This is a genomic window from Kurthia sibirica (genome assembly GCF_003143975.1).
GTDB classification, from domain to species: domain Bacteria; phylum Bacillota; class Bacilli; order Bacillales_A; family Planococcaceae; genus Kurthia; species Kurthia sibirica.
This window is the reverse complement of record NZ_QFVR01000020.1, coordinates 1-23,421: the sequence shown is the minus strand read 5'-3', so window position 1 is coordinate 23,421 and position 23,421 is coordinate 1. Positions and strand designations below refer to the sequence as shown.

The following is a 23,421-nucleotide window of genomic DNA, read 5'->3' as shown; positions in this document are numbered from 1 at the left end:
TGAAATCACGCAACTATTGCTTTCCAAACATCGTTTTATATACTAAAATGATAGTAAATGAGTCGCTAACTATGTGTAGCGGCTCATTTTTTATAGTAGGAGGTAACAGAAATGAAAACTATTTATTCAAGACAAGGTATTATTTCAAAAACAACTGTAAAAGATGATTATATTTTATTGCAAACAGTCGATTGTATTTTTCATTTACCCCTGACAACGGAAATTCTTCATGGTGGAGATGGTGAAAGAAGAACAGTAGATGAGTTGAAAAAAGGGGACCATTTTATTAATTATTTTTCACATGGTCAACATGTATTAGTCATGAAAGAGCAAGACGATTATTTTGGCGTCATTAGTGGTGTCTATGATGCGGAGAAAAAGATGGTAGATCATGCTTTGATTATGCGGGTGGATGCTCATAAGACAAAACATCTTGGTGCACCTTTACAAAACGGCTCAAATGTTTTGGCATTTTGCCAAATGATGACAGCAAGCTTGCCGCCACAAGCGACACCAACTACTTTATTTGTTTTCAAACCGTAATGTAGTATACGCCTATTGACTAGGACTGAAAGTGAGTAGAGTGACCGCAAAACAGCTGCGTTGCTGTTCTCACAATATAGTGAAGCGCTCTGTCAACTAATATTCCTGAACTTTATTATTTTAGATAGACAGGCCTGAGCAAAATAAAAACATCTTTCAAGAGTTTAGGTATCGAATACCTAACGAGCTTTGGAGATGTTTTTGTCATGTATGATAAACTTTTTTTGTATTAGGATGAAAGAAGCGTACGAGATCATCGATGAGGCTAGAAAAATCAAATTCAATTATAGAGATAACTACAATACATGTATTCAACCTCAAGTAATGCCCCTGAGCCCTTATGCTAAAGAATGTTCAATCATTACTTAAGCTACTAGTTGATTTCCAATTGTTTTAAATGGCATAATAATGGAAAAGAGAAGAAAAGAAAGAGGTAATGTAATGATGTGGGGAGAAGAAATCAACAGTGCAGAACAAAAACAACTACTCACACTGTTATATAAAGAGCTGACCGAACTACGAAATGGTGAAGCGAATGAGCATGATAAACTAGCATTTACTGACCGTTTATTACTTTTTGTTGATTCTTTTGAACACGCAATGAAACAGCAAAGCGAAATCAATCAACAACAGCGTGAAAAACGTATCGAACGAATGACTGTCGAAAATATGCATCATATTACATTTTCTTTAGGGCATCAACAACTATTAGTACATATGCTGAAAAAATCATCCTCTACAGTACATGTGCTAGATGATGTATTATCGATTGGTCCATTAAACGAACACCGTACTGACTGGCTGTTTGAACGTGGTCTCAGTCAGATGAATCGAGCAATGGCTACTTTCACAGCAGAAATTCGTAGTATTGCTGTCGGTCATTCAGTCGTTATATGGGTAGCAAATAATGCGCATGAAAAATTGGCTCTTTCCTACACATTAACACATTTACCAAGTGATCTCTCTATTCGAATAATCGACATTCCGGCATCCGATATGGAAGTGGGGAATTTAGTATATCGTAGTTCAAGTGATCTTTGTGCGAAAGACGTAGTGAGCCACTTCAATCGTAGTATAGAGATGGATGCCTTGCCAGACAGCGAAAGAAAGAGCCTACAAAAACGATGGCAGGTAGCGCGAAATTCAATCGGCTGTTTACGTATTTGGCAAAATTGTACCATCATCGAAGTGGAAGAAGCATTTTATGATGAAAAAATAACACAGCTAGCAACAAATGAGTATAGTAGAAGTATCCGAATCATTGGTGAAATTATTTGTCAATCAGATGATTATCTAAGTAAGGAATGGTTGTACTATCGTGTGAATTACTTAATCGCTCAAGGTATTTTACAATGTGCAGTAGACAGTACAAATTTGTTTAATCAACGAATAAAATTAGCGAGTGGGGTGTCATGATGAAGCGTTTAATACATAATGGTAAAATTTATACAATGACAGCACCTGAACAAACAGTCGAAGCAGTACTCATTGAAGAAGGGAGAATAAGCGCTATAGGACGCTATGATGAGCTTGTAGATTTAGCAGATGAACAGCTCGATTTACAAGGAGCAACAATGTATCCGGGTTTTGTTGATAGCCATCTCCATATGATTGGTACAGGACTAAAACTGACACGTCTCGATTTGAGCGATGTCCAATCTGCGGAAGATATGTTGTATTTAATCGCTGAACAAGCTAAGAAAACAGCTGATGATGAATGGCTATGGGTTGAAAGTTTTAATGAAAATAATTTTCCTGATCAACGGATACCAACAATGGCAGAGTTAGATGCGATTACAACGATGCCACTTATTGTGTCGCGTGTCTGTCGTCATGTTTTTTTAGGCAATCGATTAGCATTTGATTTAGCGGGCATCACAGAAGCGACAGCAAATCCACAAGGTGGTTTAATCGGGCGTCATAGTAGTGGAGAATTAAATGGTTTACTCTATGAACAGGCTGCCGATTTATTAAAAGCTGCTATTCCTCAAGAAGGAGCAGCTTTTCGTCAACAATTAGAGAATGTATTACATCATACAATTGAACATATGCATGCACGAGGTTTAACGGGTGGGCATTCAGAAGAAATGGCTTATTTTGGTCATTATAATTATTCATATAATGCCTACAAAAAAGTACTGTTGGGACGTAAAGATTTCCGTGCAAACCTGCTCATCCATAATGAAGTATTTGCAGCGATGATGGAGGATGAGTTACTATTTGATGATGATTTCATGTCACTTGGTGCAATGAAGATTTTTGCTGATGGCTCATTTGGTGGTTCAACGGCTGCTTTACTTGAGCCATATGCCGATGATTTTACGAATAAGGGTCTACTTATACAAGATGACATAGCAATGGAAGAACTATTCCAACTTGCACAAGCTTATAGTCGCCCGATTGCAGTACATACCATTGGTGATGCAGCAGCAACACAGGTGATTAAACTTATGGAAAATTATCCACCTCCAAGCGGTACAAGACATCGGATCATTCATGCTTGTTTATTGAATGAGGATTTACTTCATCGCATGACTAAAATTGATCTAGCAGTTGATATTCAGCCGACATTTGTTACTTCTGACTTTCCATGGGTAGGGAATAAAATAGGTGAACAGCGCTTACCGTATGCTTTCCCTTGGAAATCTTTATTGGACGCGGGTATTAAATGTGGAGGCGGGAGCGATTCACCAATTGAACCCGTGGATCCCTTGGCAGGCATTTATGCAGCGATTACACGTAAAAAACCTGAAGAAAATCATGGTGGCTATGTTCCACAACAAAAATTAACGCGCTATGAAGCACTACGTCTTTATACAGTCGGTAGCGCCGAGATGATTCACCACGAACATGATCGCGGAATGATTCAACCAGGGTATATTGCAGATTTTACAATATTTAAAGAAGATTTATTTACGATAGCAATTGAAAAAATGCTCCAAGCTCAAGTGAAAATGACAATTGTAGATGGTAAAATAGTTTTTGAGAATAACTAAGTAGAGATTGAAATTAAAAAAAGTGAGAAGCGGCATAATAAGGCCACTTCTCACTTTTTGGTTCTATTATATATGCTGGGGGTATTAAAATAATTCATGTTTTAGAAAAATAGAAATGGCGAAAACTTTCCGTCGACAAGTAACGCACCCTTTATTTTTCGGCAGGAGTCCTCGCCATTTCTTGTAATCGTGATGAATATACCTAAAAATAGACAGAAAAAAGCACAGGTTCACCACATCTTAATTACTCGCTTTTATGTGAGCTACACAAATGGCTTTTTAGAAGGAATTCATCCTAAATAAATGTTTAGCAATGAAATGGAGACGGATGGACTTTTTTCATACGAATATTGTATGAAATAGCAAGTATAAAGAAATAGATATGAATTTAGATGGAGATATTGCATTCAAAACATGCCACTTCATCCTATGACATAGAACTCTTTTTAATGCTAGAAAGGTCGTTGTTGAAGCTACTTGAAATAACTAGTCGACGAAAAGAGGCAATTTTTCTAAGAAAATAATATCCTTGCGCAAAGCAGCATCGCCTTCTGCTAATAAAGCAGCCTTACAAACAACTTGACCGCCTGCTTTAGTTATTAGTTGTTCCAGTGATTGAATAGATTCACCTGTACTAATAACATCATCTATAATAGCAACTCGTTTGCCTTTAATACGTTCGACATCTAATGAGTCTAAACATAGAATTTGTGTCGTTGAAGTTGTAATAGAATTAACTTCTAGGACAAAGGGGTTTTTCATATAGGCTTTAATACTTTTTCTAGCAACGACAAAATGGTCGTATTGTAATTCATTTGCGAGCTGTTGTGCTAAGGGAATTCCTTTTGCCTCTGCGGTAATGATCACATCAAATGGTGGGAGTTTTTTAACAAGTAACGGTGTTGCTTGTCTGACAAGTTCAGCATCGCCTAATAGGACAAAGCTAGCAATTGATAAGCTTGGTGATAATTTCACAATGGGTAGCTGACGTTCTAAACCAGCAATTTTTAATGTAAATGATTTTGACATAATAAACATTCCTACCTTCTGTTAATTAACTTTTTTGAGCTATTTTACCAAAACAAAAGGTGTTCTATCAGCGATTGCTAATAAAACACCTTGCCCAGACGTACGACATAGAACATTATACTTCCTCATGGTGAACTCCATGCTACGCCAGTTGTATAATGGATAGAATATGACTATTTTAACGAATTTTGTCGAATTTTGCAAATAATAAAAAATTTGTAGAAAACGATTTATATCGAGCTGATGATTGGATAGTATATAGGAATCATCTTTTTTGCTTTCTTGTACATTGGTTAACATAACAGACAAGAAACGGAGAGAAATTATGCGCAAAATCACCCTTGTTTCTGACGAGTAGATCGAGACTGCTTTAAAAGAAGCGAAGCTAGTCATGTACAATGAAAACAAACAAAAGCAGTATGTTCGTTATCAAACCATTTATATATTTCGTTCAGATAAATTCTATGAAGAATTAGCCAATACACAGGACTTTCTCCCAAAATATTATTTAATTATCGGAAAGCCTATCACGAAAAGAGATTGGTTGGACTTATGCCGAAAAAAACGGGTCGAAAAGGACATGTAACAGCCGAACAGGAAGCGCAAATCATTTCAGTCATTGTGAATAATCTCCCGAAGGATGCGGGTTTTCCTGTTGAAATGAATAGACTAGCACCGCTTATTTGAGACTGGATAAAATGTAGAGTTGACGGCTCTTTTTCTGAGCGAGATGTATGTAATGATTTTAATCACTTTTTTGATTTTTATCAATTCTAGTACAAATAAAGAAGTGACTTGGATTGCTCCAAGCCACTCCATTGTTTGATTAGAGCGTTGCAAGGCGCTCCAATGCTTCGATAATTAATTCTTCTGGCTGTACAAGCGCAATTCTGACATAGTTTTCACCGGATTTCCCAAAAATGGAGCCAGGAACGATGACTACACCAGTTTGTTCGATTACATGATAGACAAAATCGATATCATTGAATTGTTGTTGTGGATATTTTGCATAGACGAACATTCCTCCGGTAGAAGGAACGACCTCCCAGCCGATATTTAGAAGACCATTTGCTAATATTTTATGACGACGAGAGAATACGGTTCTTAGCTCCTCTGTAATTTCTTCAGCATTGTCTAATGCCACAACAGCTGCATCTTGGATCGGGCGGAATGTCCCATAATCCAGATTGGATTTTAATTCGCCAATAATTTTAATAATGTCAGCATTACCGGCGATATAAGCGATACGTGCACCAGCTAAACTAAAGCTTTTTGACAATGAGTTAATCTCGATGCCTACCTCCATTGCACCTTCAGCTTCTAGGAAGCTAAGAGGGCGACTTCCGTCAAAGTAAAACTCAGAATATGCAGCATCATGTAAGACGATTATATTGTGCTTTTTAGCGAAAGCGACTGTTTTATTGAAAAAGGCGATAGAAGGCATTGCTGGAACTGGATTACCGGGTAGGTTTAAGATCAATAGTTTTGCTCGTGCACAAACCTCATCAGGAATGGCATCAAAATCTGGTAGAAACTCGTTAGTAGATGTAAGTGGCATATAATAGCCTTCTGCTTGAGCCATATTAATCCCAGCTTCATATGCAACGTAACCTGGATCAGTTGTTAAGACAATATCGCCTTGGTTACATAAAGCCATTGGTAAGTGAACGAGGCCTTCTTGAGAGCCCATCGTTTGGATGATGTCAGTTTTTGGATTTAATGTGACAGAACTTCTTCTATTATAGTAGTTTGCGACAGCTTCATTGAACTTTTCAGTACCGCCAAGGGTATAGCCATAAGAATTAGCGAGTGCGGCTTGTTTTGATAGCTCCATACGTACTTTTTCGTTTGGTGGTAGGTCAGGGCTACCAAGACTTAAATCAATCAATTTGATACCGGTTGCTTCTTTACGATTGGCGGCGGCTTTTAAATCTCCAAAAATTGCTTTTGGGAATTTAGCCATTAGTTTAGAACGTTCGATTTTCACGGACACGCACTCCTTCTTTGTATATATGTAGTTCATATTCCATCATATGATTAGTGAATAGTTTAACATATTCTATAGTTATATAACAGTCTTTCCTTATTAATTATCAAATAATTCAAATTTTTAATTATATTTTAATTTTTAAGTAAATAAGGCTTAAATGTTCGTATTGTAGGAATACCCGAATGTTCGACTATAAAACCTTTCTATTCTATAATGATAAAAGATGGAATTTTGGCAATAAATAGTTTTTTAAGTTTTATGCTTAAAGTTATAATGAAATAACAAAATTTCTTTATTGTCAGAAAAGTTTGCTATTGACAATTAACTTTGCTATGATAGCTTCAATTACATATTTCTTATCAAGAGAAGCTGAGGGAAATGGCCCAATGATGCTTCAGCAACCTTCTGTCCTATACAGAAAAGGTGCTAAATCCATCGGGAGTAAATCTTCTGATCGATAAGACGCGACATGATTGATGACGTCCGCATTCTTATCTAAGAATGTGGATTTTTTATATTTTAAGGAGGAGTTTTACATGCCAATCAATTTTCCAAGTGCGCTACCGGCTGCGAAATTTTTACAACAAGAGAAGATTTTTATAATGGACGAAGAACGTTCAATGAGTCAAAATATTCGACCGTTAAATATTCTAATCTTTAATTTAATGCCCGAAAAAGAAAAAACAGAACTACAATTATTACGGCTACTAGGTAATACACCGCTACAAGTAAATATTACATTTTTAGATACGGCTACGCATGTGTCTAAAACGGCGAGTAAAAACCATTTAGAATCATTTTATGATACGTTTGAGCATATAAAAGATAAGCGTTATGATGGCTTAATTGTAACGGGTGCACCAATTGAACTTTTTGATTTTCACGAAGTTGATTTTTGGGTAGAAATGGTGGAAATTATGGAGTGGACTAAAACACATGTGACGTCCGTGTTGAATATATGTTGGGGAGCTCAGGCAGCGTTATACCATCATTATGGCATTGGTAAGTATACTTTGCCGGAAAAATGCTCGGGTATTTTTGATCATATTGTCCACGATAGTACCATCAATTTAACAAGAGGTTTTAATGATGTATTTACTGCACCTCATTCGCGAAATACTTCGGTATCAACAGAAGCAATTTTAGCGCATCCAGATTTAGAACTGGTCTCTGAATCACCAGAGGCAGGCGCATTTATCATCGTGTCAAAAGATGGTAAACAAATAATGGTGACAGGTCATTTAGAATATGATGCCGATACATTGGCAACAGAATACCAACGGGACTTAGCACGTGGTCTAGATGTCCAAATACCGAGTCATTATTTTCCGAATGATAACCCGAATGAACAGCCGATTAATCGTTGGCGTTCTCATACCCATTTACTCTTTTCAAACTGGTTGAATTATTATGTGTATCAAGAAACACCATACGAATGGCAATAGATCATAAAAAGAGCCTAAGACAGAACAAAAATAGTCTGTCTCCAATACGCATCATCAAAGCAATTGAACGCGCAGAAAACGATGCCTGCGGGAATAGCAGGCGCTGAAAACCCCACAGGAACGCAATGACTCGAAGCGGAAATGGCTTGAAATGAATAATCCCGTATGATTTTGAAAAAGCATACGGGATTTTCTCTGTTGAAAATACGTTTGTCTCAGGCTCTTTTTATAAGCCATATAAAATAAGTTGTATATGGCTAAAATCCTGTATAATGAGTTCTATAGTCAATAGAAAATCTAGCGCTAGCACTCTAATAATGACACGACAAAACTTTTCGAGTAGAGGCGTTAAAATAGATTGAGGGCACGATTATTAGTAGGACCAGCGTTATTACTGATAGTGGATGACAGCTTTATTCTTCACCGAGCAAAGAAAGGGATGCGACTGATCAAAATGAAGAATATTCATCGTAGGAAATATGAATAGGATTGATGTAATGAAAATGTATGAAATAATCATATCGGATGTGCCCTATCAGAAAAATGACTATTTTGAAGCGCATCTATCTGACATAAATGACGAGGCAAATAATGAGTGGGCTGTCTTGTATTTAATGCCACTAAATACAAGAGGATTGATGAGTAAAATAGATGTGTTTTTCGACTAGACATCGAAGGATGTGGATATTTGATGATCTACAAAAAAAGGATGAAAAAGACTGAGCGCCACTCTATTTACATTATTCGACCGGTATGCTAGTGAGATAAATGCTAAAACAAAGAGCTAGTATTTAGCATAAAGATAGTAGGGAAAGAGGAATTCTATGTTTAAAACAATTGGGATTTTGGCACATGTGGATGCAGGTAAAACAACATTCTCCGAACAATTATTATTCCACACACATAGTATAAAAGAGATGGGGCGTGTAGATCATCAAACTGCTCACCTTGATTTACATATAATCGAGCAACAAAGAGGGATTACAGTATTTGCTGAACAAGCGACATTTATGTATGAAGATACTCTCTATACGATAATTGATACACCTGGTCATACCGATTTTTCTGCAGAGATGGAGAGGTCATTACTAGCATTAGACGCGGCTATTCTACTTATTGATGGCGCTAGTGGCATTCAAGGGCATACGCTGACTATTTGGAATCTACTTCGCCAATATGAGATACCCACATTTATCTTTGTCAATAAAATGGATCAAATAGCAGCAAATGAACAATTTATCTTGGCAGATATTCATCGCCAACTGACAGGAAATGCCCAATCTTTTACAGTATTCGAAGATGCAGTGGAACGCTTCGCGGCATTGAATGATGAGACAATGGAAGCTTATTTTTCTGAAGCATTTGATGATCAACAATGGTACGATTGTATGTCAAAATCCTTTATGGCATCCGATTACTTCCCGATTAGTTTTGGCGCAGCATTAAAAAATGAGGGGATTACGGAATTCTTACAAGTACTAAGTCAACTATTGCGTCCGGTATTTCCACAACAAGAGCAACTGCAAGCAATCATTTATAAAATAAGACATGATGAACAACAGCAAAAAATTGCTTTTATAAAAATACTGCAAGGTAAAATCACAGTACGTGATAAAATAATGGTTGATGGAGAACTTTTTAAAGTGACACAACTGAGAAAATATAATGGACGTAAATATTTAGAGCAACAGCAGGCGTTTGCTGGTGAAACAATTGGTGTGATTGGCTTGAAAAATAGCAAGGTAGGCATGTCAATAGGTAAGTCATATCCCTATGAGGCCCAACTAATACCAACGATGCGTTCTAAAATTGTACATGCAGCATCAATTCATGCAAAAGAAATAGTAGCATACTGTAGATTATTAGAAGCTGAAGATCCAGCTTTGGAAATAGAATGGGTTGAATCATTACAGGAAATTCATGTGAAAATTATGGGTAAAATTCAGCTGGAAGTGCTAACCCAAATAATAGATGAACGTTTTGGTGAAAAAATCCACTTTGAAATACCAACGATTATTTATAAAGAAACGATAGCAGATCGAGTCATTGGTTACGGTCATTTTGAGCCATTAAAGCATTATTCAGAAGTGCATCTATGTTTGGAAGCCGCCGAACGCGGATCGGGTATCGAAGTGGTCAATGAATGTCATGCTAACGATATGCAAATGGGGTATCAAAGTTTAGCTTTACAAACAGCAGCATGGAAAACACATAAAAGTTTATTGACAGGCTCTGCTTTGACAGATGTTAAAATCACCTTATTAACAGGGCGAGCGCACGCGATGCATACAGATGGCGGAGATTTTATAGAAGCGACGAAACGAGCGATTCGCCAAGGTTTAGAGCAAGCAACAATTGTTTTGCTAGAACCATTTTATGCTTTTACAATGTCAGCAAACATTGAATATATTGGAAGAATGATGACCGATATCCAAAAGTTGAGCGGAGTCATGCATGCACCTGTTACAAAAGGAGAATATGTTGAGATTAGTGGACGTGTACCCGTAACGAACTTTCAAGACTATCCATCAGAGTTTGCCTCCTATACAAGTGGGCGAGGCAGTTTACAAGTAAGGGTAGATGGCTATGATGTCTGTCATAATACAGCAGAAGTAGTTGAAGTGCTGGGTTATAAAAAAGATGCCGATGCCACCTATACGTCAAATTCAGTCTTTTTAAATAAAGGAAAAGGTTACACAGTAGCTTGGCAAGATGCTAAGGCGACCATGCATTGCACGACAGAACACTCTTTATAAACAATGAAAAGTAACGTCAAAACCGTTAATCATAAGCGGTTTTGACGTTTTTTTTAGTGGGGTATATAGGTAGTAAGGAGGTTTTATTATGTATATTTGCACTGCGCAACAAATGAGAGAATTAGATGCCTACACGATTGAATATGGTGGATTAAATGAGTTGTTATTAATGGAGATTGCAGGTAATGCCGTAAGCCACGCACTTATTCACAATGATCTGACGAGAGATGCCATCATTACAATCGTTTGTGGAGCTGGTAATAATGGTGGAGATGGATTTGTAATTGCACGCCGATTGAAGGAAATGGGTTATAATTGTTCTTTGTTTTTAGCCTATGAACCGCAACACTTAAAAGGAGTGGCAGCACAACATTTTACGATTTATAATAAAAATTTCCCTAATGATTGGCAGCTCTGCGATCAACAATTAACGAGATTGAAGCAACAACTAGGGGAAAGCACATATATAATTGATTGTTTGCTTGGTACTGGATTAGAAGGAGAACTACGTCTATATGAAGAAACGCTTATTCAATGTATCAATGATGCAACAGCCTACAAAATTGCAGTCGACCTTCCTTCTGGACTTCATGCAACAAATGGTCGTATTCCTACGATTGCTGTGCATGCAAAAAAAACATATACATTAGCAGCGCCAAAAACGGGCTTCTTTTTACAACAAGGCCCAGCAGTTATTGGCGAGTGGCACTGTTTAAATATTTCTGTGAAAATAGCAGCGCATGCCAAACTAGGTATGGATTTACCCCAAGTCATTGATGACAAGCTAGTTTCTTCAGGTATCCCGTATAGGCCTGCGGATGGCCACAAAGGAGTATTTGGTTATAGTTGGATTATTGCAGGATCGTCGAAATATATTGGTGCAGCTGTGTTTTGTAGTAATGCAGCATTTCAAACAGGATGTGGCATTGTCGAATTAACTACAACAAGCGCGATTCATATAGCGATTGCGAGTCAAAGTCCAGATATTCTCTTAACAAGTTATGACGAAGCATTAGAAATCCCTAATAAAGCCAATGTAATCGCCTTTGGACCTGGTCTTGGTCGTGAAAAACCTACTTTGCATCAAGCAATATTACAAAAAATAACTGCTTTAAATCATCCGCTTATTATTGATGCAGATGGTTTATACTATGCAACCAACATGCAAGAACAATTAAAAAAACGTAGCGCCCCAACCATTCTAACACCCCATCCTGGTGAAATGGCCATGTTGCTGAAGCGCTCAATTGACGAAGTCGAGAACAATCGATTTGGAGTAGCGAAAGAACTTGCAAAACGCTATGATGCATTTGTTTTATATAAAGGTCACCGCACGATTATTACCGCCCCAAATGGTCAGCAATGGCTTTGTCCTATAGGAGATGATGCGCTTGGACGAGGTGGTACAGGAGATGTTCTTACTGGTCTTTTAACGAGTTTACTAGCACAGGGGAGTCAACCGATGGCAGCCATGCAAGTAGCTGTATATATCCATGCAGCGGCAGCAAGTGAAGTAGGTAAAAGGACAGGTAATTATAAAATGACTGCGTGGCAATTGATTGATGCGTTAGCTATTAAATTAGGACAATATATCCGATAGTTTTTTTTGCTTAGAATAGGGAATATTAGTTACTAACGATGTAATGGAGGAGGGCTCATATGGGGAAATTATCAAAGAAAACATTATCATTTATAGAGAGAGCCAGTGACCATGGAAAGTTGCAAGCTTTGACAGAGCAACAACGTCAAGACTGGTTTCATTTAAGGCATGAAGAACCGCATACATCTGTTCATATTGATCACGCAGAACAATTTAGCATTCCGACTAGAGATGGACATGAGTTAGAGGCACGTGTCATTTATCCAAATGAAGAAAGCATGAGACCGGTTTTATTGTTTTTTCATGGCAGTTTTCTTGTTAATAGCAATTTTTATCATTTAGAGAATCAACTAAGAGAATTTGCTGTTATTTGTAATATGACTGTAGTAGCGGTCAATTATCGCATGACTCAAATGCCGACACCCGTTAATGACTGTATCGATGCAATCGAATGGGTTGAAAAAAATGCGCGTCTCTTAAATGCTACGCCGCAACATATTGTCTTATGTGGAGATGGTTTTGGTGCTTCTGTAATCGCAGCAGCAGAGCAAGTGATTCAACATGACAAGCCGAATGTCAAAGCGATTTGTCTGTTCTATCCATCTGTCGCACCGAATTTAACCACGCCTTCGAAAGAGATTAATGGCTCTGCATATATATTAGAAACAGATTGGATTGAGCATTTTTATAGTCAAATTTCTGCTGAGTTATTGCTGGATAATTTGCTTTTATCTCCGCTAAACGGAAATGATTTTTCAAATCATTGTCCTGTGTATATTTTATGTGCGGAGTACGATCCACTAGTAGATGAAGGAATGCTCTATGCGAAAAAACTTAGCGACCATGGTGTAGTCGTTTTTAGTCGAGTCGCAGAAAATACAATACATGGTTTCTTTTCCATACCAGGTTTATACGATAAAAAAACAAAGCAAATAATTAATGAGGTAGACGTTTTTTTAAAATCAGTCTAACGACAAAGAGGGTGCTACACAAAAACGATGATTGTATCGTTTTTAGTAGCACCTTCTTTAGTTGTCATGATCAAGCAATAATTAAAATGCGCCAAAACCGTTTGAAAAGTCGAATTTTATTAATGGAATTTCTTTAAATTTAAAGTTCTGTTATTAAGCCGCCTTTAATAAATAACCTAAATGAATGGTCTGCTTCTTGTGCAGACATTTTATTTGAAATAACATAATTAGATAATGCAGTATAGACACTCGTTAGTAAATCAGCTGTTATTTCAAGTGGGAGTTTCAAATCATAATTCTTTTCAAGTAATAAAGTTAAATTCATTGTGATTTCTTTTTTTTGTGCTTCATGAATTAAAGGCTTTAATGAATTTGGGTAGCTATGTAAAAGGATCGGGAACATTAACTGTTCGTTTACATTAACAATTGTTTCAAAAGGAGACAATAATCTTGAAGCAGTTGAGAAACCACTTTTCTTACTTAAAGTTAATTCGTAACCAAACTGAAAAAGGTGGAATTTATCTGAAAAATGGTTATAAAAAGTCGAACGATGAACAAAAGCTTGTTGGCAAATATCATTGATGGTTAATGTATCAAATTCTCTCTTTTCATTGAATAGTAACTCACATAGTGCATTCCATAATTGTAATTTCGTTCTTGTTAATTTAATGTCTGTCAGTTTCATGTACAATATTCCCCTTCTGTCGATTATTTCGACATTTTCAAACGATTGAATCTTGATAAGACAGGCTATTGCAGTAATTATTGTGTTAGGGACTTAGTACCATCATCAGTGATATTAATTTAGATAAAAAGATGTACTATGAGCTGCGATAAAACGAACTATCCTAGAAGGGACTTAACTAATGACCATTCCATTAAATTATTTGGCCTGCATGCCATTTTCAATTATGATAAATGATCTAGAAGAATTGTTAAAAATCTTAGATGTCGATTCTAAAGAGTTGCTTATGCAACACCATATTATACACGATGGAATCGAGCAAATAATAGTGACTGCTGGAGACAGTAAAATTGATATTCAGGCTATTGAAACCTCTATACAAAGTACTGATTTTCACTATGAAAAAAAATTATTCAGTCAAGCAAGTATTACCCAAAAACCAAAGACTAAAATTTATTTTGATCGCGCATTACGTATGAGGTCAGAATATGCTCTAATTGATTGGCAAAAGCATATGATTTTCTATGTATTACTTGATGATATTGAACGAGCGATTCATATTAATTATTGGATTTCAATAGGAAAATAATAAGATGAAATAAATAGTTAATTTAATGCATAATGTAGCAACCTTCTACCATTATCTCAAATTGTAGTTCAATAAGCTAATTTATATTAGTAAATTAATCAAAAAATTACTTTTTTTAGTCCATTTATTGACCCGCATTTTATCTGTTTAAGTAGATACAAATGGCTAGTGTTTTTATAAATCAGACAATTTACATAATACAATCTTTTAGTTATGATAGAGGGTATGAGTTTTATTGTAATTGGAGGATTGTTTGGATTATGAATAGAGGAAATAAATGGGCATTATTACCGTTTATCGTATTTATATTGTTATTTATTGGAACGGGAATAATCACGCAAGATTTCTCGACAATGCCCTTGAATGTGGCTGTGTTACTAGCATGTATTGTTGCTTTTTTCATGAATCGTCGTGAAAAATTATCAAAAAAATTACAAGTATTTACTGCGGGAGCAGGGCACCCCAATGTTCTATTAATGGTCGCCATTTTTATTTTGGCAGGCGTGTTTGCTAGCGTAGCTAAAGATATGGGGGCAGTTACTTCGACTGTCAATTTAGGGTTAAGTTATTTACCAAGTAATTACTTGCTTGTAGGGTTGTTTATTATTGGCTGTTTTATTTCGCTATCAATGGGAACGTCAATGGGGACTGTTGTAGCTCTTGCACCCATCGGTGTTGGTATTGCAGATGCAACGACAATCTCGTTACCACTTGCAATGGCAACTGTAGTTGGTGGTGCTATGTTCGGTGATAACTTATCGGTAATATCTGATACGACAATTGCCGCTGTAAAAACACAGGGTGTTAATATGAAGGATAAATTTCGCGTGAATATTAAAATTGTTTTACCAGCAGCCGCTGTGACAGCCTTATTCTTAACGTATATCACATGGGGAACAAGTGCGAGACAAGGGGAGTATACTTTTCATTTACTTGAAGTATTACCCTATCTGATCGTCTTAATCGCAGCATTGATTGGGATAGACGTATTCATTGTGCTAGTTGGTGGAACAGTATTGTCAGCAGCAGTAGGCTTTTACAATGGTTCTTTTACAGTAACGAGTTTACTACAGTCGATTGGTGCAGGTATTATTAGTATGGAGGATATTGCAATTATTGCACTATTGATAAGTGGTTTAGTGGCAATTGTCCAATATAATGGGGGGATCGATTATTTATTGGCCATTATTTCTAAGCGTATTCAATCTAGAAGAGGCGCAGAACTGGGCATCGCAACTTTAGTAAGTGCTGCAGATATTTCTACAGCAAATAATACTATTTCCATTTTGCTAACTGGGCCCATTGCTAAAGATATAGCAGAGAAGTATGATGTTGATGCAAGAAAATCAGCAAGTTTGCTCGATATATTTGCTAGTGTTTGGCAAGGGTTACTACCCTATTCACCACAGCTTCTTGCTGCCGCTAGCGTGGCGGGTATATCAACTTTATCGTTACTTAGCTATTCATTCTATCCAGTAATAATGGCCGTTTTTGCATTTGTCGCAATTATTTTCCGATTTCCAAACCTAAAAAAATAAGAACAAAAAGGTAGTCTTGTCAGCCATGACAGGACTACCTTTTATTTTGGGATTGAGCGAGTTGTAGAGGCGTAACATCCAATTGATGAGTTGTTGTTGCCATGTCACGTAATAAGGCTGGTTGTAAAATCTGATAGCCTCGTTGATTTTTGGCGATTAAGCCTTTGGTGACAAACTGTGCAAGGACATGCAATAGATGACGATAGGATACGCCTAAGTATTCACAAACCTCTGTGTGACGCTCACGATAGTATCCAGCATCCGATGATAATAGAAGAAACTCTGCTAAGCGATGTTCAAAAGGGAATGTGAGTCCTTGAGAATATTTAGTTGCTAAAGTTGTCGCCTTATAACTTAGAAAAGTCGAAAGATGGCGTAAAAATCGTGCATCAGCAAATAATAGCTCTTTTGTTTGCTCAACAGGAATGGCAAAACAACGCATTTTTGATGAAGTTTGAATGCCTTTAGAATGGTGTTCTTGTTGCAGTAATTCGATCTCACCAATGAAAGAACCCGTCGTTATAAAATTTAATAAGGTTACTTTACCATTTTCTTGCGTGTAATAGATCTTTGCTTTTCCTGAAATTACATAATATAAATAATCAGGTGATCGACCTTCCTTGATAATATATTCGTCTCGTTCGAAATCATGTAATTCGATATAAGGAATAATATCAAAAGAAAAAAGACGATCAATGGGCTGTAGCTGTAAATAATCATTTATATTTTTTTGTGATAATTTTTTCATCTTAACCTCCAAATGTATGAGATATCTCACATTATTGTATGTTATTTCATGCTACACTTCAATTCGAAGTTACATGAGGGGATGACAATTACAATGAATAGTCAAAAATGGATGTCGCAGCATTATTTTATCTTTTTTATGGCATGGGGTATTTTTCTGCCATATTGGACAGCTTATTTAGTACATGAAAAAAATATTTCTATCGAGTCAGCAAGCTTAATGATGAGCGTTGGACTTGTATTAAGAGGGATTTCAACAATGTTTATTTTCCCGCTGATGACCGCAAAGTGGAGCCAAAAAGTAGTATTGACTATTTTTATAATAGGTAGTTTTATAACGGCTATACTGTATATACCAACATATAATTATAGTGCGATTTTTATATTGACTGCATTGCTAAGTTTTTTCTTACCAGCAATAATGCCCGGTTTAGATAGTACAGCAGGACTTCTTGTACAAAAAAATGGCTTGAATTATGGTCGTGCTCGATCATATGGGTCACTTGGTTTTGTAGTATCTGTAGCAATAGCAAGTGTTATAACAGCAGTGACGAATGATGGGGCGATGTTATGGATGGTCATTGGTTATTTAGGTATTTTATTGCTATTATCCTTTAAACAAACGCCGCAAGTTCTCTTAGAAAAACCACAGATGGTATCAGCACAAAGTAGTTTTAAATCTATTTTGACAGCAAAAAATTTTATGTGGGTACTCGTTATTGTGACACTTATACAAGGTTCGCATGCAGCCTATTATAATTATGGTTATTTATACTTAGAGCATTTAGCGGTGCCAAAGTATTTGATTGGAATTATTATTAATATTGGTGTTGTTTTTGAAATTTTATTATTCGCAGTAGCTGATCGAATATTTGCTCAATGGAATGTTGCAAAATTATTGATTTTAGCCTCCTCTGGTGCCATTTTACGTTGGTTCATCGTTTTTGCAATACCGAACCCATGGGTTTTTGCGTTATCACAAGCGCTACATGCACTGTCTTTTGCAACTGCTCATTACGCTTTTATGATTTTTTTGACATCGACGATGAAAGCAACTCAAATTACGAAAGCGCAAGGAATTTATTCAGCTTTTGCATTAAGTTGGGGTACAGCAGTTCTGACAATTGTGAGTGGCTATTTATATAATTGGGCCCCCAATTATGCTTTTTTAGCGATGGTACTGTGTACAATTCCTGCATTAATCGCATCAATTTATTTGAAAAAAACAATGAAAACAATCTAAATTGTTAAAAAATGGGGTATACTTTAATAACGTAGAAAAGAGGTAGCCCATGAAGAAAATAATATTTTTTATGATCTGTTTATTCACTTTATTCGGTTGTACACAAGGTGAGGCAGATACGAGCCATCCACCTAAATTACAAATAAGTGTTGCAGGGAAGCAATACAATACGATTCTTGGAACTTATTGTTGGTCGGGAGGTTGCGAAGATAAGGTTGGACCAGTTGATTTATTGGCAAATACCGAACCGCTTGTTGTCAAAGCACAAGAGACGATTACATTAGTACAAAAAGAAAAAGAGCGACCAGATAGTTTATTTTTAACAGAAATTTTTGAACAACAAGAAAAAGAAATTGCACTGGACCATTACTCTTTTAAAGCGCCTACTGAAGTAGGGACGTATTATTACGGTTTGAGCGGTACTTGGTTTGGTGAGGGGAAATACGAGATTAGTGGCGATGCACAGTATGCGTTTGCACTGAAAATAGAGCGCTGACAACCAGCAATATGAAATTTCTTTAGAAGTTTCATATTGCTGGTTTTTGTAGTGTATGTAGTACTATTGATAATGGTTAGAACAGATTGCATTGATTTAAGGCTACATCACAAAAAGGTGAATGATCGTGAACATCCGATTACATTCACTCCATAGTTGATGCAAAGACAAAATTTCATAATACACTTACCTCATCAGGTGTAACAGGCTATTTACAGTAGCGTTAGTCTATGGCATCATAGAGAGAGAACATAAAAAGGGTTGATTATAAATGGAACAAAAATTTAAAGTAAATCAAATGCTAACAGCTAAAAATACAGGTTTTGTTGAAAAAATATATGCAGTTTCGAAAGATGGACAACCCTTCGATTTATTAGAAGTAAGTTTATTGCTGCATTATCAAGTTTTAACTATGGAGCAACTAAGGGCGCTAATTGTTGAACATGCTATAGACTGTGAATTACATGAAACAGGTCATACATGTCGTGTATCGTTAAAAACGACAGCAGATGCCGAGAAATTTATTGCCCATATTGCACCATTATACAATCAAATTCTACTGTAAAAGATAATAATCTACACCTAGTAGTCTCCATATAAAAATGAGAAGGGGCATGATTAAGCCGCTTCTCATTTTTGTATGGCGCATTTTAATCTGTTAGGACCTATTAAAAAAGCTCCTATACTATTTATTGGGATTTTCAAACAATACTCTCCCTGCTCGACACTTTCCTCGGCCTCGCTTCAACTAATTCTGTAGGAGACGCGAGCTTGTAGTATTTAACGCATACTTTAATTACTGAGAAAAAAATCGCCCAAAAGGAAATAACTGAACCGGTTCAATTACCTAAAGCGATTGGTGAGTATAAAGGTGATACAGATGAACCGATTGATATTTTACCGAATCGAAGAAAATCAACGATTAAACATTATCTACAAAGTCATGGACAAGCGGCTCAAATCGTTGGTATGGATATGAACCAAAGTTTTAAAGCTGCGATTCGTGGATTCGGAGCAACCAAGAGCTTGAGCTATCGTTGTAGTACTTTTTGTATGTATAATCCTCATGTTATCAAGTGCCCAATCTTTAAAGTATAATTGCACTTGTTCTAAAGTTATATTACTATATCCTCTCAATCGAAATGAAAATAGTTCTCTAATTGCATGGTTCAATTTTCTAATTATATAAAGAAAATATTTTGAAAAAATTAACACAATGGCGTCAAACAGCACTATACTTAATAATAGAGGAGGGATACAGATGAACGGACAAAACAGAAATGATGTAAAAAAAGGACTGTTAGTAGCAGTCATTTTGAAAAAAGATCAACGTACGGGTATTGAAACAGAAGGTGTTGTAAAAGATTTATTGACTAATAGTAGCTTCCACCCTCATGGCATAAAAGTGCGCTTAGAAGATGGTCAAGTAGGTAGAGTATGTAGAATTATTGACAAAGCATAAAAATTTTGCTGAATTAAGAACTTTTTGAATTGCTCATTTCCTAGTAGATTGCTACTATTAATGAGTATCTTTGAAAACGTAAAAGCAGAATAGGTAGGGAATTCACATGACAATTTTAAGATTTATTATTATTTACGTAGTTATCCTCGCATTAGGTATGTTAGCAGCTGTATTAGGCGTACCCCAAGCAGTATCATTATCCGTCTTTACAGCGGTTGCAATAATCCTTGTTGTGAGCTATATGTACGCAATGACTGGTGCTAAAGATTCGAAGTGGCCATTACTCGCTATTCGCTTCCAAAAAAAATCACCAATGTTTGCTTATATTTTCGCGTTACGTGATGGCACATTAGAAGATGAGCTAGAAGCTGTATCTCTGATTGAGAAAAAAGTAAAAAATCAAGAAACAGTTTTAGATTATCAATTTTTACGCGCGTTACGTTTGAATGATCTAAGTGGTGCTAAAGCAATCATATCAACGATGAAAACAAGTCCACGTAAACGATTCAATATCGCTATACATGACGCTGCCAATAAGAAATACGGTGTCGCACGTAGCCATAAATTAGACTTTATCTGGATGGAGTACTATATAGAAGCTTATATTGCACTCGTACAGCATAATAAAGAAAAATATATCGAATTTATGGAAAAAGCAATTGAAGAAACAAAAGGATTACAAAAATTAACGAATGAGTCGACCTATGCACGTGATTTACGTGAGTGGCAGGATCGTCCAAAATCTAAAAAATAACATTTCTAAGACATTTCACTACATTAATGTAGTGAAATGTCTTTTTTATGCATTATATTTACAAAAAATGACATAAGGTAGTTGTATGATAGAATTTGTGTTTAAACGTATTAAAAGAGCGTAAAACTGATTGTATAAAAATGTTAAAAATAGGTCTACAATTAATGGGGTAAAGAATAATTTCGTCGCAATAAAATAGTAGTAAAAGAAATTAGATTGGAGTGATATATAATGCAATTATTTGAAGTGCCAGTAGGTGCACGAGAAAAGTTTTTAAATTTATTATTATTAGCCGATGAAGATGAAGGTATCGTAAAGGAATATATAAATGAAGGTCGATTATTCGAAATCAACGAAAAGTCCAAAAGAATAGGCGTTATTCAAATTATTGATCATGAAGAAAACTCTGAAATTAAAAATATTGCCATTATATCGGAATTCCGCGGTAAAGGCTATGGTAAAAGGGCTTTAAAATTTGTTGAACAAATTAGCTATGATAATGGTGCACAAATTATGAAAGTTGGTACGGCTAATTCATCGATTAGCAATATTGCTTTCTATCAAAAAGCTGGCTATCGCCTTGATTCAATCGACCATGATTTTTTCACAGACTACAAGGAACCTATTTTTGAAAATGGTATTCAAGCAATCGATATGTTATATTTTTCAAAAGAATTATAAGCACGCTTGCAAAAAAACTTTAAACTAATCTAAAAACATCTGTCATTGAATAATTAGTATTGTAATAATACTTTGCCAATGAAGGTGTTTTTTTGTTCTCTACTATTGAACGTGATCAACGCTTTTCTACAGAAAGAAATCAAGCGATTTAAATTTTATCCGTTAAATCACCTACATGCTGATGCCTGGCCTAATGGTCGGAAAGACATAATCAAACGCTATTTACAAAGATTCGGTGACCAAGTAGAAATCGTTGTAATGGATAGGAACCAGCGTTTCAAAACAGCTGTAAGAAAGGCCTCAATCGACCTGTCATTATTATTGTTATGTTTAGTGGACCTTGAATAAGGTACGCCGTATTGTTCAAACAGAATGGCATTCATATGGTTGGGAACGAGTGAAAAGAATGTGCCACGTATTTTATAAATGAGAAGCGCAATTAAATGAAAAGTAATTATGGGCATCAAATCGTTACCTTTCACTATCAAATAGAAAAAATGACGCGGTTTGAAAAAATTAAATCACATGCCATCACATTATTTGATGTAAAACTTTTTTGCATTTCCTTCATATTGGGATAGATTGTGTCTCAATGAGAGCAAGGATGGACTATACAATAGGATCTGTCATAAAATAGTAACTTTGCTATACACCCTATGAGTTGACAAAAAGTTTGAAAAATAGCTATGCAAAAGTAGAAGAGAGAGAATATTCTAATAACACAACCAAGGTAGTGGTAACAGGCGTTTGATGGGTTATTTGATTGCATAATATCATTGTAGTATAACAAATAAATCTGTATTATAACATTAATGTACGTTATTTCTCGTTTAAATTATTATTTTCTGTTTTAAGTATATAATTTACTTAATAAATCACGCATTTTATTTATTTCTGACATTGCTGTACTAAAACTGATGAAAACGGTTAATATTGGTGTGTAACAGAAATTAGATAACATTAAGTAGGGGGAATGAACATGAAAGACGTTCAGAACATCAAAGTAACAACAGCGGACCCATCAGGCATTGGTCTATTCGGTTTAGCAATCGTAACACTAGTCGCTTCAACTCAAAAACTTGGTTGGACAGATGGCTTAGGTTTTGTACTCCCATGGGCAATCTTTTTAGGCGGGTTTGCACAATTATATGCATCTATTTTAGATTCTAAACTTGGAAATACATTTGGTATGACAGCATTCGGCGCATACGGATTCTTTTGGCTGGCAGTAGGTGGCGGTTGGATGATTCAAGCGGGCGTATTTGGTCAAGGTTTAGCATCTCAATTAGATACACATCAATTAGGCGTCGTTTATCTTGGTTATATGGCATTCACAGTATTTATGACGATTGGTGCATTAGAAACGAATAAGGTGCTATTTTATATATTCTTCTTAATTAATTTCTTATTCTTAGGTCTTGGTTTAAGTTCACTTGGAATCATGGAAACATCCATGCACAATATGGCGGCAATTTCTGAATTATTAATTGGTATATTAAGTATTTATGGTGCAGGTGTAAATGTTCTAAATCGTCATTTCGGCTTCGAATATTTACCATTGGGCAAACCATTTGGTATAATCGGTAAAAAACGTGCTCGTAAAACATCTTCAATTACACACTGATGCTAGACCGGTAAGAAAAGAGGCTGGGACAAACCTTAGCCAAAATTAAAAGGAATACTACATATGTAAATGTAGTATTCTTTTTTTGTCTGTACATTTAATGTCATTTTGTGCGATGTTTTTTGGGTTCTATTATATATGTTGCGGTATTAAAACAATTCATGTTTTAGACAATTAGAAATAGCGAAAGCTTTCCGCCGACAAGTATCGCACTTTTTATTTTCACCGTAGGTGAAAATAAAGGATTGCTTACTACTTGTTTTTCGGCAGGA

At 36.0% G+C, this 23,421-nt stretch carries 23 protein-coding genes and 2 riboswitches; of the genes, 19 read left to right on the top strand and 4 right to left on the bottom strand.

Annotation, left to right across the window (positions count from 1 at the left end; translation table 11 throughout):
* The first annotated feature begins 111 nt into the window (after positions 1-111).
* The 3 genes from DEX24_RS13050 to DEX24_RS13040 all read left to right on the top strand — a co-directional run bounded on the left by DEX24_RS13050 (position 112) and on the right by DEX24_RS13040 (position 3,539).
* Entirely contained in the window at positions 112-543 is a 432-nt protein-coding gene (locus DEX24_RS13050; RefSeq protein WP_109306855.1) for a hypothetical protein, read from the top strand.
* Between the two features lie 441 nt (positions 544-984).
* Positions 985-1,959 (top strand): DUF3658 domain-containing protein, encoded by a 975-nt coding sequence (locus tag DEX24_RS13045; RefSeq protein WP_170112946.1) that lies wholly within the window; start codon positions 985-987, stop codon positions 1,957-1,959.
* Positions 1,959-3,539, top strand: coding sequence for an amidohydrolase (locus tag DEX24_RS13040; protein ID WP_109306853.1), 1,581 nt, complete (start codon positions 1,959-1,961; stop codon positions 3,537-3,539). Before DEX24_RS13045 ends, DEX24_RS13040 begins: the two co-directional genes overlap by 1 nt.
* A gap of 486 nt (positions 3,540-4,025) precedes the next feature.
* On the opposite strand, the gene DEX24_RS13035 is transcribed toward DEX24_RS13040, so the two are convergent.
* Positions 4,026-4,568 carry a phosphoribosyltransferase family protein gene (locus DEX24_RS13035; protein WP_109306889.1) on the bottom strand — a complete coding sequence of 181 codons (543 nt, stop codon included), beginning with the start codon at positions 4,566-4,568 and terminating at the stop codon, positions 4,026-4,028.
* 85 nt (positions 4,569-4,653) lie between these two features.
* A riboswitch (ZMP/ZTP riboswitch) is annotated at positions 4,654-4,733 on the bottom strand.
* Positions 4,734-5,120: 387 nt separating this feature from the next.
* On the opposite strand from DEX24_RS13035, the gene DEX24_RS17700 reads away from it, so the two are divergent.
* Entirely contained in the window at positions 5,121-5,255 is a 135-nt protein-coding gene (locus tag DEX24_RS17700; RefSeq protein ID WP_281288168.1) for a hypothetical protein, read from the top strand.
* 139 nt (positions 5,256-5,394) lie between these two features.
* Here the strand turns inward: DEX24_RS17700 and DEX24_RS13030 are convergent, their stop codons facing one another.
* Complete coding sequence (locus DEX24_RS13030; RefSeq protein WP_109306852.1) at positions 5,395-6,555, bottom strand: aminotransferase class I/II-fold pyridoxal phosphate-dependent enzyme; 1,161 nt, start codon at positions 6,553-6,555, stop codon at positions 5,395-5,397.
* Positions 6,556-6,911: 356 nt separating this feature from the next.
* Positions 6,912-7,022: riboswitch (SAM riboswitch) on the top strand.
* Positions 7,023-7,094: 72 nt separating this feature from the next.
* On the opposite strand from DEX24_RS13030, the gene metA reads away from it, so the two are divergent.
* The 5 genes from metA to DEX24_RS13010 all read left to right on the top strand — a co-directional run bounded on the left by metA (position 7,095) and on the right by DEX24_RS13010 (position 13,330).
* Positions 7,095-8,003 (top strand): homoserine O-acetyltransferase MetA, encoded by a 909-nt coding sequence (gene metA, locus DEX24_RS13025; RefSeq protein ID WP_109306851.1) that lies wholly within the window; start codon positions 7,095-7,097, stop codon positions 8,001-8,003.
* 497 nt (positions 8,004-8,500) lie between these two features.
* Positions 8,501-8,671, top strand: a complete 171-nt coding sequence (locus DEX24_RS17250; protein ID WP_170112945.1) for a hypothetical protein — start codon at positions 8,501-8,503, stop codon at positions 8,669-8,671.
* Positions 8,672-8,827: 156 nt separating this feature from the next.
* Entirely contained in the window at positions 8,828-10,759 is a 1,932-nt protein-coding gene (locus tag DEX24_RS13020; RefSeq protein WP_109306850.1) for an elongation factor G, read from the top strand.
* Positions 10,760-10,847: 88 nt separating this feature from the next.
* Complete coding sequence (locus tag DEX24_RS13015) at positions 10,848-12,359, top strand: NAD(P)H-hydrate dehydratase (RefSeq protein ID WP_109306849.1); 1,512 nt, start codon at positions 10,848-10,850, stop codon at positions 12,357-12,359.
* A gap of 59 nt (positions 12,360-12,418) precedes the next feature.
* A complete protein-coding gene (locus DEX24_RS13010) occupies positions 12,419-13,330 on the top strand; it encodes an alpha/beta hydrolase fold domain-containing protein (protein WP_109306848.1) in 912 nt (303 codons plus the stop codon).
* A gap of 139 nt (positions 13,331-13,469) precedes the next feature.
* On the opposite strand, the gene DEX24_RS13005 is transcribed toward DEX24_RS13010, so the two are convergent.
* The gene (locus tag DEX24_RS13005) at positions 13,470-14,015 is read right to left on the bottom strand and encodes a TetR family transcriptional regulator (protein ID WP_109306847.1); all 546 of its coding nucleotides are present in this window, start codon (positions 14,013-14,015) and stop codon (positions 13,470-13,472) included.
* Positions 14,016-14,196: 181 nt separating this feature from the next.
* Between DEX24_RS13005 and DEX24_RS13000 the strand changes: the two genes are divergently transcribed.
* Positions 14,197-14,604: a hypothetical protein gene (locus DEX24_RS13000; protein ID WP_109306846.1), complete on the top strand. Its 408-nt coding sequence runs from the start codon at positions 14,197-14,199 to the stop codon at positions 14,602-14,604.
* Between the two features lie 260 nt (positions 14,605-14,864).
* Positions 14,865-16,142: a Na+/H+ antiporter NhaC family protein gene (locus tag DEX24_RS12995; protein ID WP_109306845.1), complete on the top strand. Its 1,278-nt coding sequence runs from the start codon at positions 14,865-14,867 to the stop codon at positions 16,140-16,142.
* Between the two features lie 34 nt (positions 16,143-16,176).
* Here the strand turns inward: DEX24_RS12995 and yeiL are convergent, their stop codons facing one another.
* A complete protein-coding gene (gene yeiL / locus DEX24_RS12990; RefSeq protein WP_109306844.1) occupies positions 16,177-16,890 on the bottom strand; it encodes a transcriptional regulator YeiL in 714 nt (237 codons plus the stop codon).
* Positions 16,891-16,983: 93 nt separating this feature from the next.
* Here yeiL and DEX24_RS12985 point away from each other — a divergent pair, with 93 nt between their 5' ends.
* From DEX24_RS12985 to DEX24_RS12950, 8 genes are all read left to right on the top strand, one after another.
* Positions 16,984-18,132 (top strand): MFS transporter, encoded by a 1,149-nt coding sequence (locus DEX24_RS12985; protein WP_109306843.1) that lies wholly within the window; start codon positions 16,984-16,986, stop codon positions 18,130-18,132.
* Positions 18,133-18,181: 49 nt separating this feature from the next.
* Positions 18,182-18,628 carry a hypothetical protein gene (locus DEX24_RS12980; protein ID WP_109306842.1) on the top strand — a complete coding sequence of 149 codons (447 nt, stop codon included), beginning with the start codon at positions 18,182-18,184 and terminating at the stop codon, positions 18,626-18,628.
* A gap of 271 nt (positions 18,629-18,899) precedes the next feature.
* Positions 18,900-19,193: a hypothetical protein gene (locus tag DEX24_RS12975; RefSeq protein ID WP_109306841.1), complete on the top strand. Its 294-nt coding sequence runs from the start codon at positions 18,900-18,902 to the stop codon at positions 19,191-19,193.
* 230 nt (positions 19,194-19,423) lie between these two features.
* Positions 19,424-19,726 (top strand): transposase, encoded by a 303-nt coding sequence (locus tag DEX24_RS17870; RefSeq protein WP_109306840.1) that lies wholly within the window; start codon positions 19,424-19,426, stop codon positions 19,724-19,726.
* Between the two features lie 163 nt (positions 19,727-19,889).
* Positions 19,890-20,090: a YwbE family protein gene (locus tag DEX24_RS12965; RefSeq protein WP_109306839.1), complete on the top strand. Its 201-nt coding sequence runs from the start codon at positions 19,890-19,892 to the stop codon at positions 20,088-20,090.
* Positions 20,091-20,196: 106 nt separating this feature from the next.
* A complete protein-coding gene (locus tag DEX24_RS12960) occupies positions 20,197-20,844 on the top strand; it encodes a hypothetical protein (protein WP_109306838.1) in 648 nt (215 codons plus the stop codon).
* Positions 20,845-21,075: 231 nt separating this feature from the next.
* Positions 21,076-21,525: a GNAT family N-acetyltransferase gene (locus DEX24_RS12955; RefSeq protein ID WP_109306837.1), complete on the top strand. Its 450-nt coding sequence runs from the start codon at positions 21,076-21,078 to the stop codon at positions 21,523-21,525.
* Positions 21,526-22,498: 973 nt separating this feature from the next.
* Positions 22,499-23,149 (top strand): acetate uptake transporter, encoded by a 651-nt coding sequence (locus DEX24_RS12950; protein ID WP_373863557.1) that lies wholly within the window; start codon positions 22,499-22,501, stop codon positions 23,147-23,149.
* Positions 23,150-23,421: the final 272 nt, after the last annotated feature.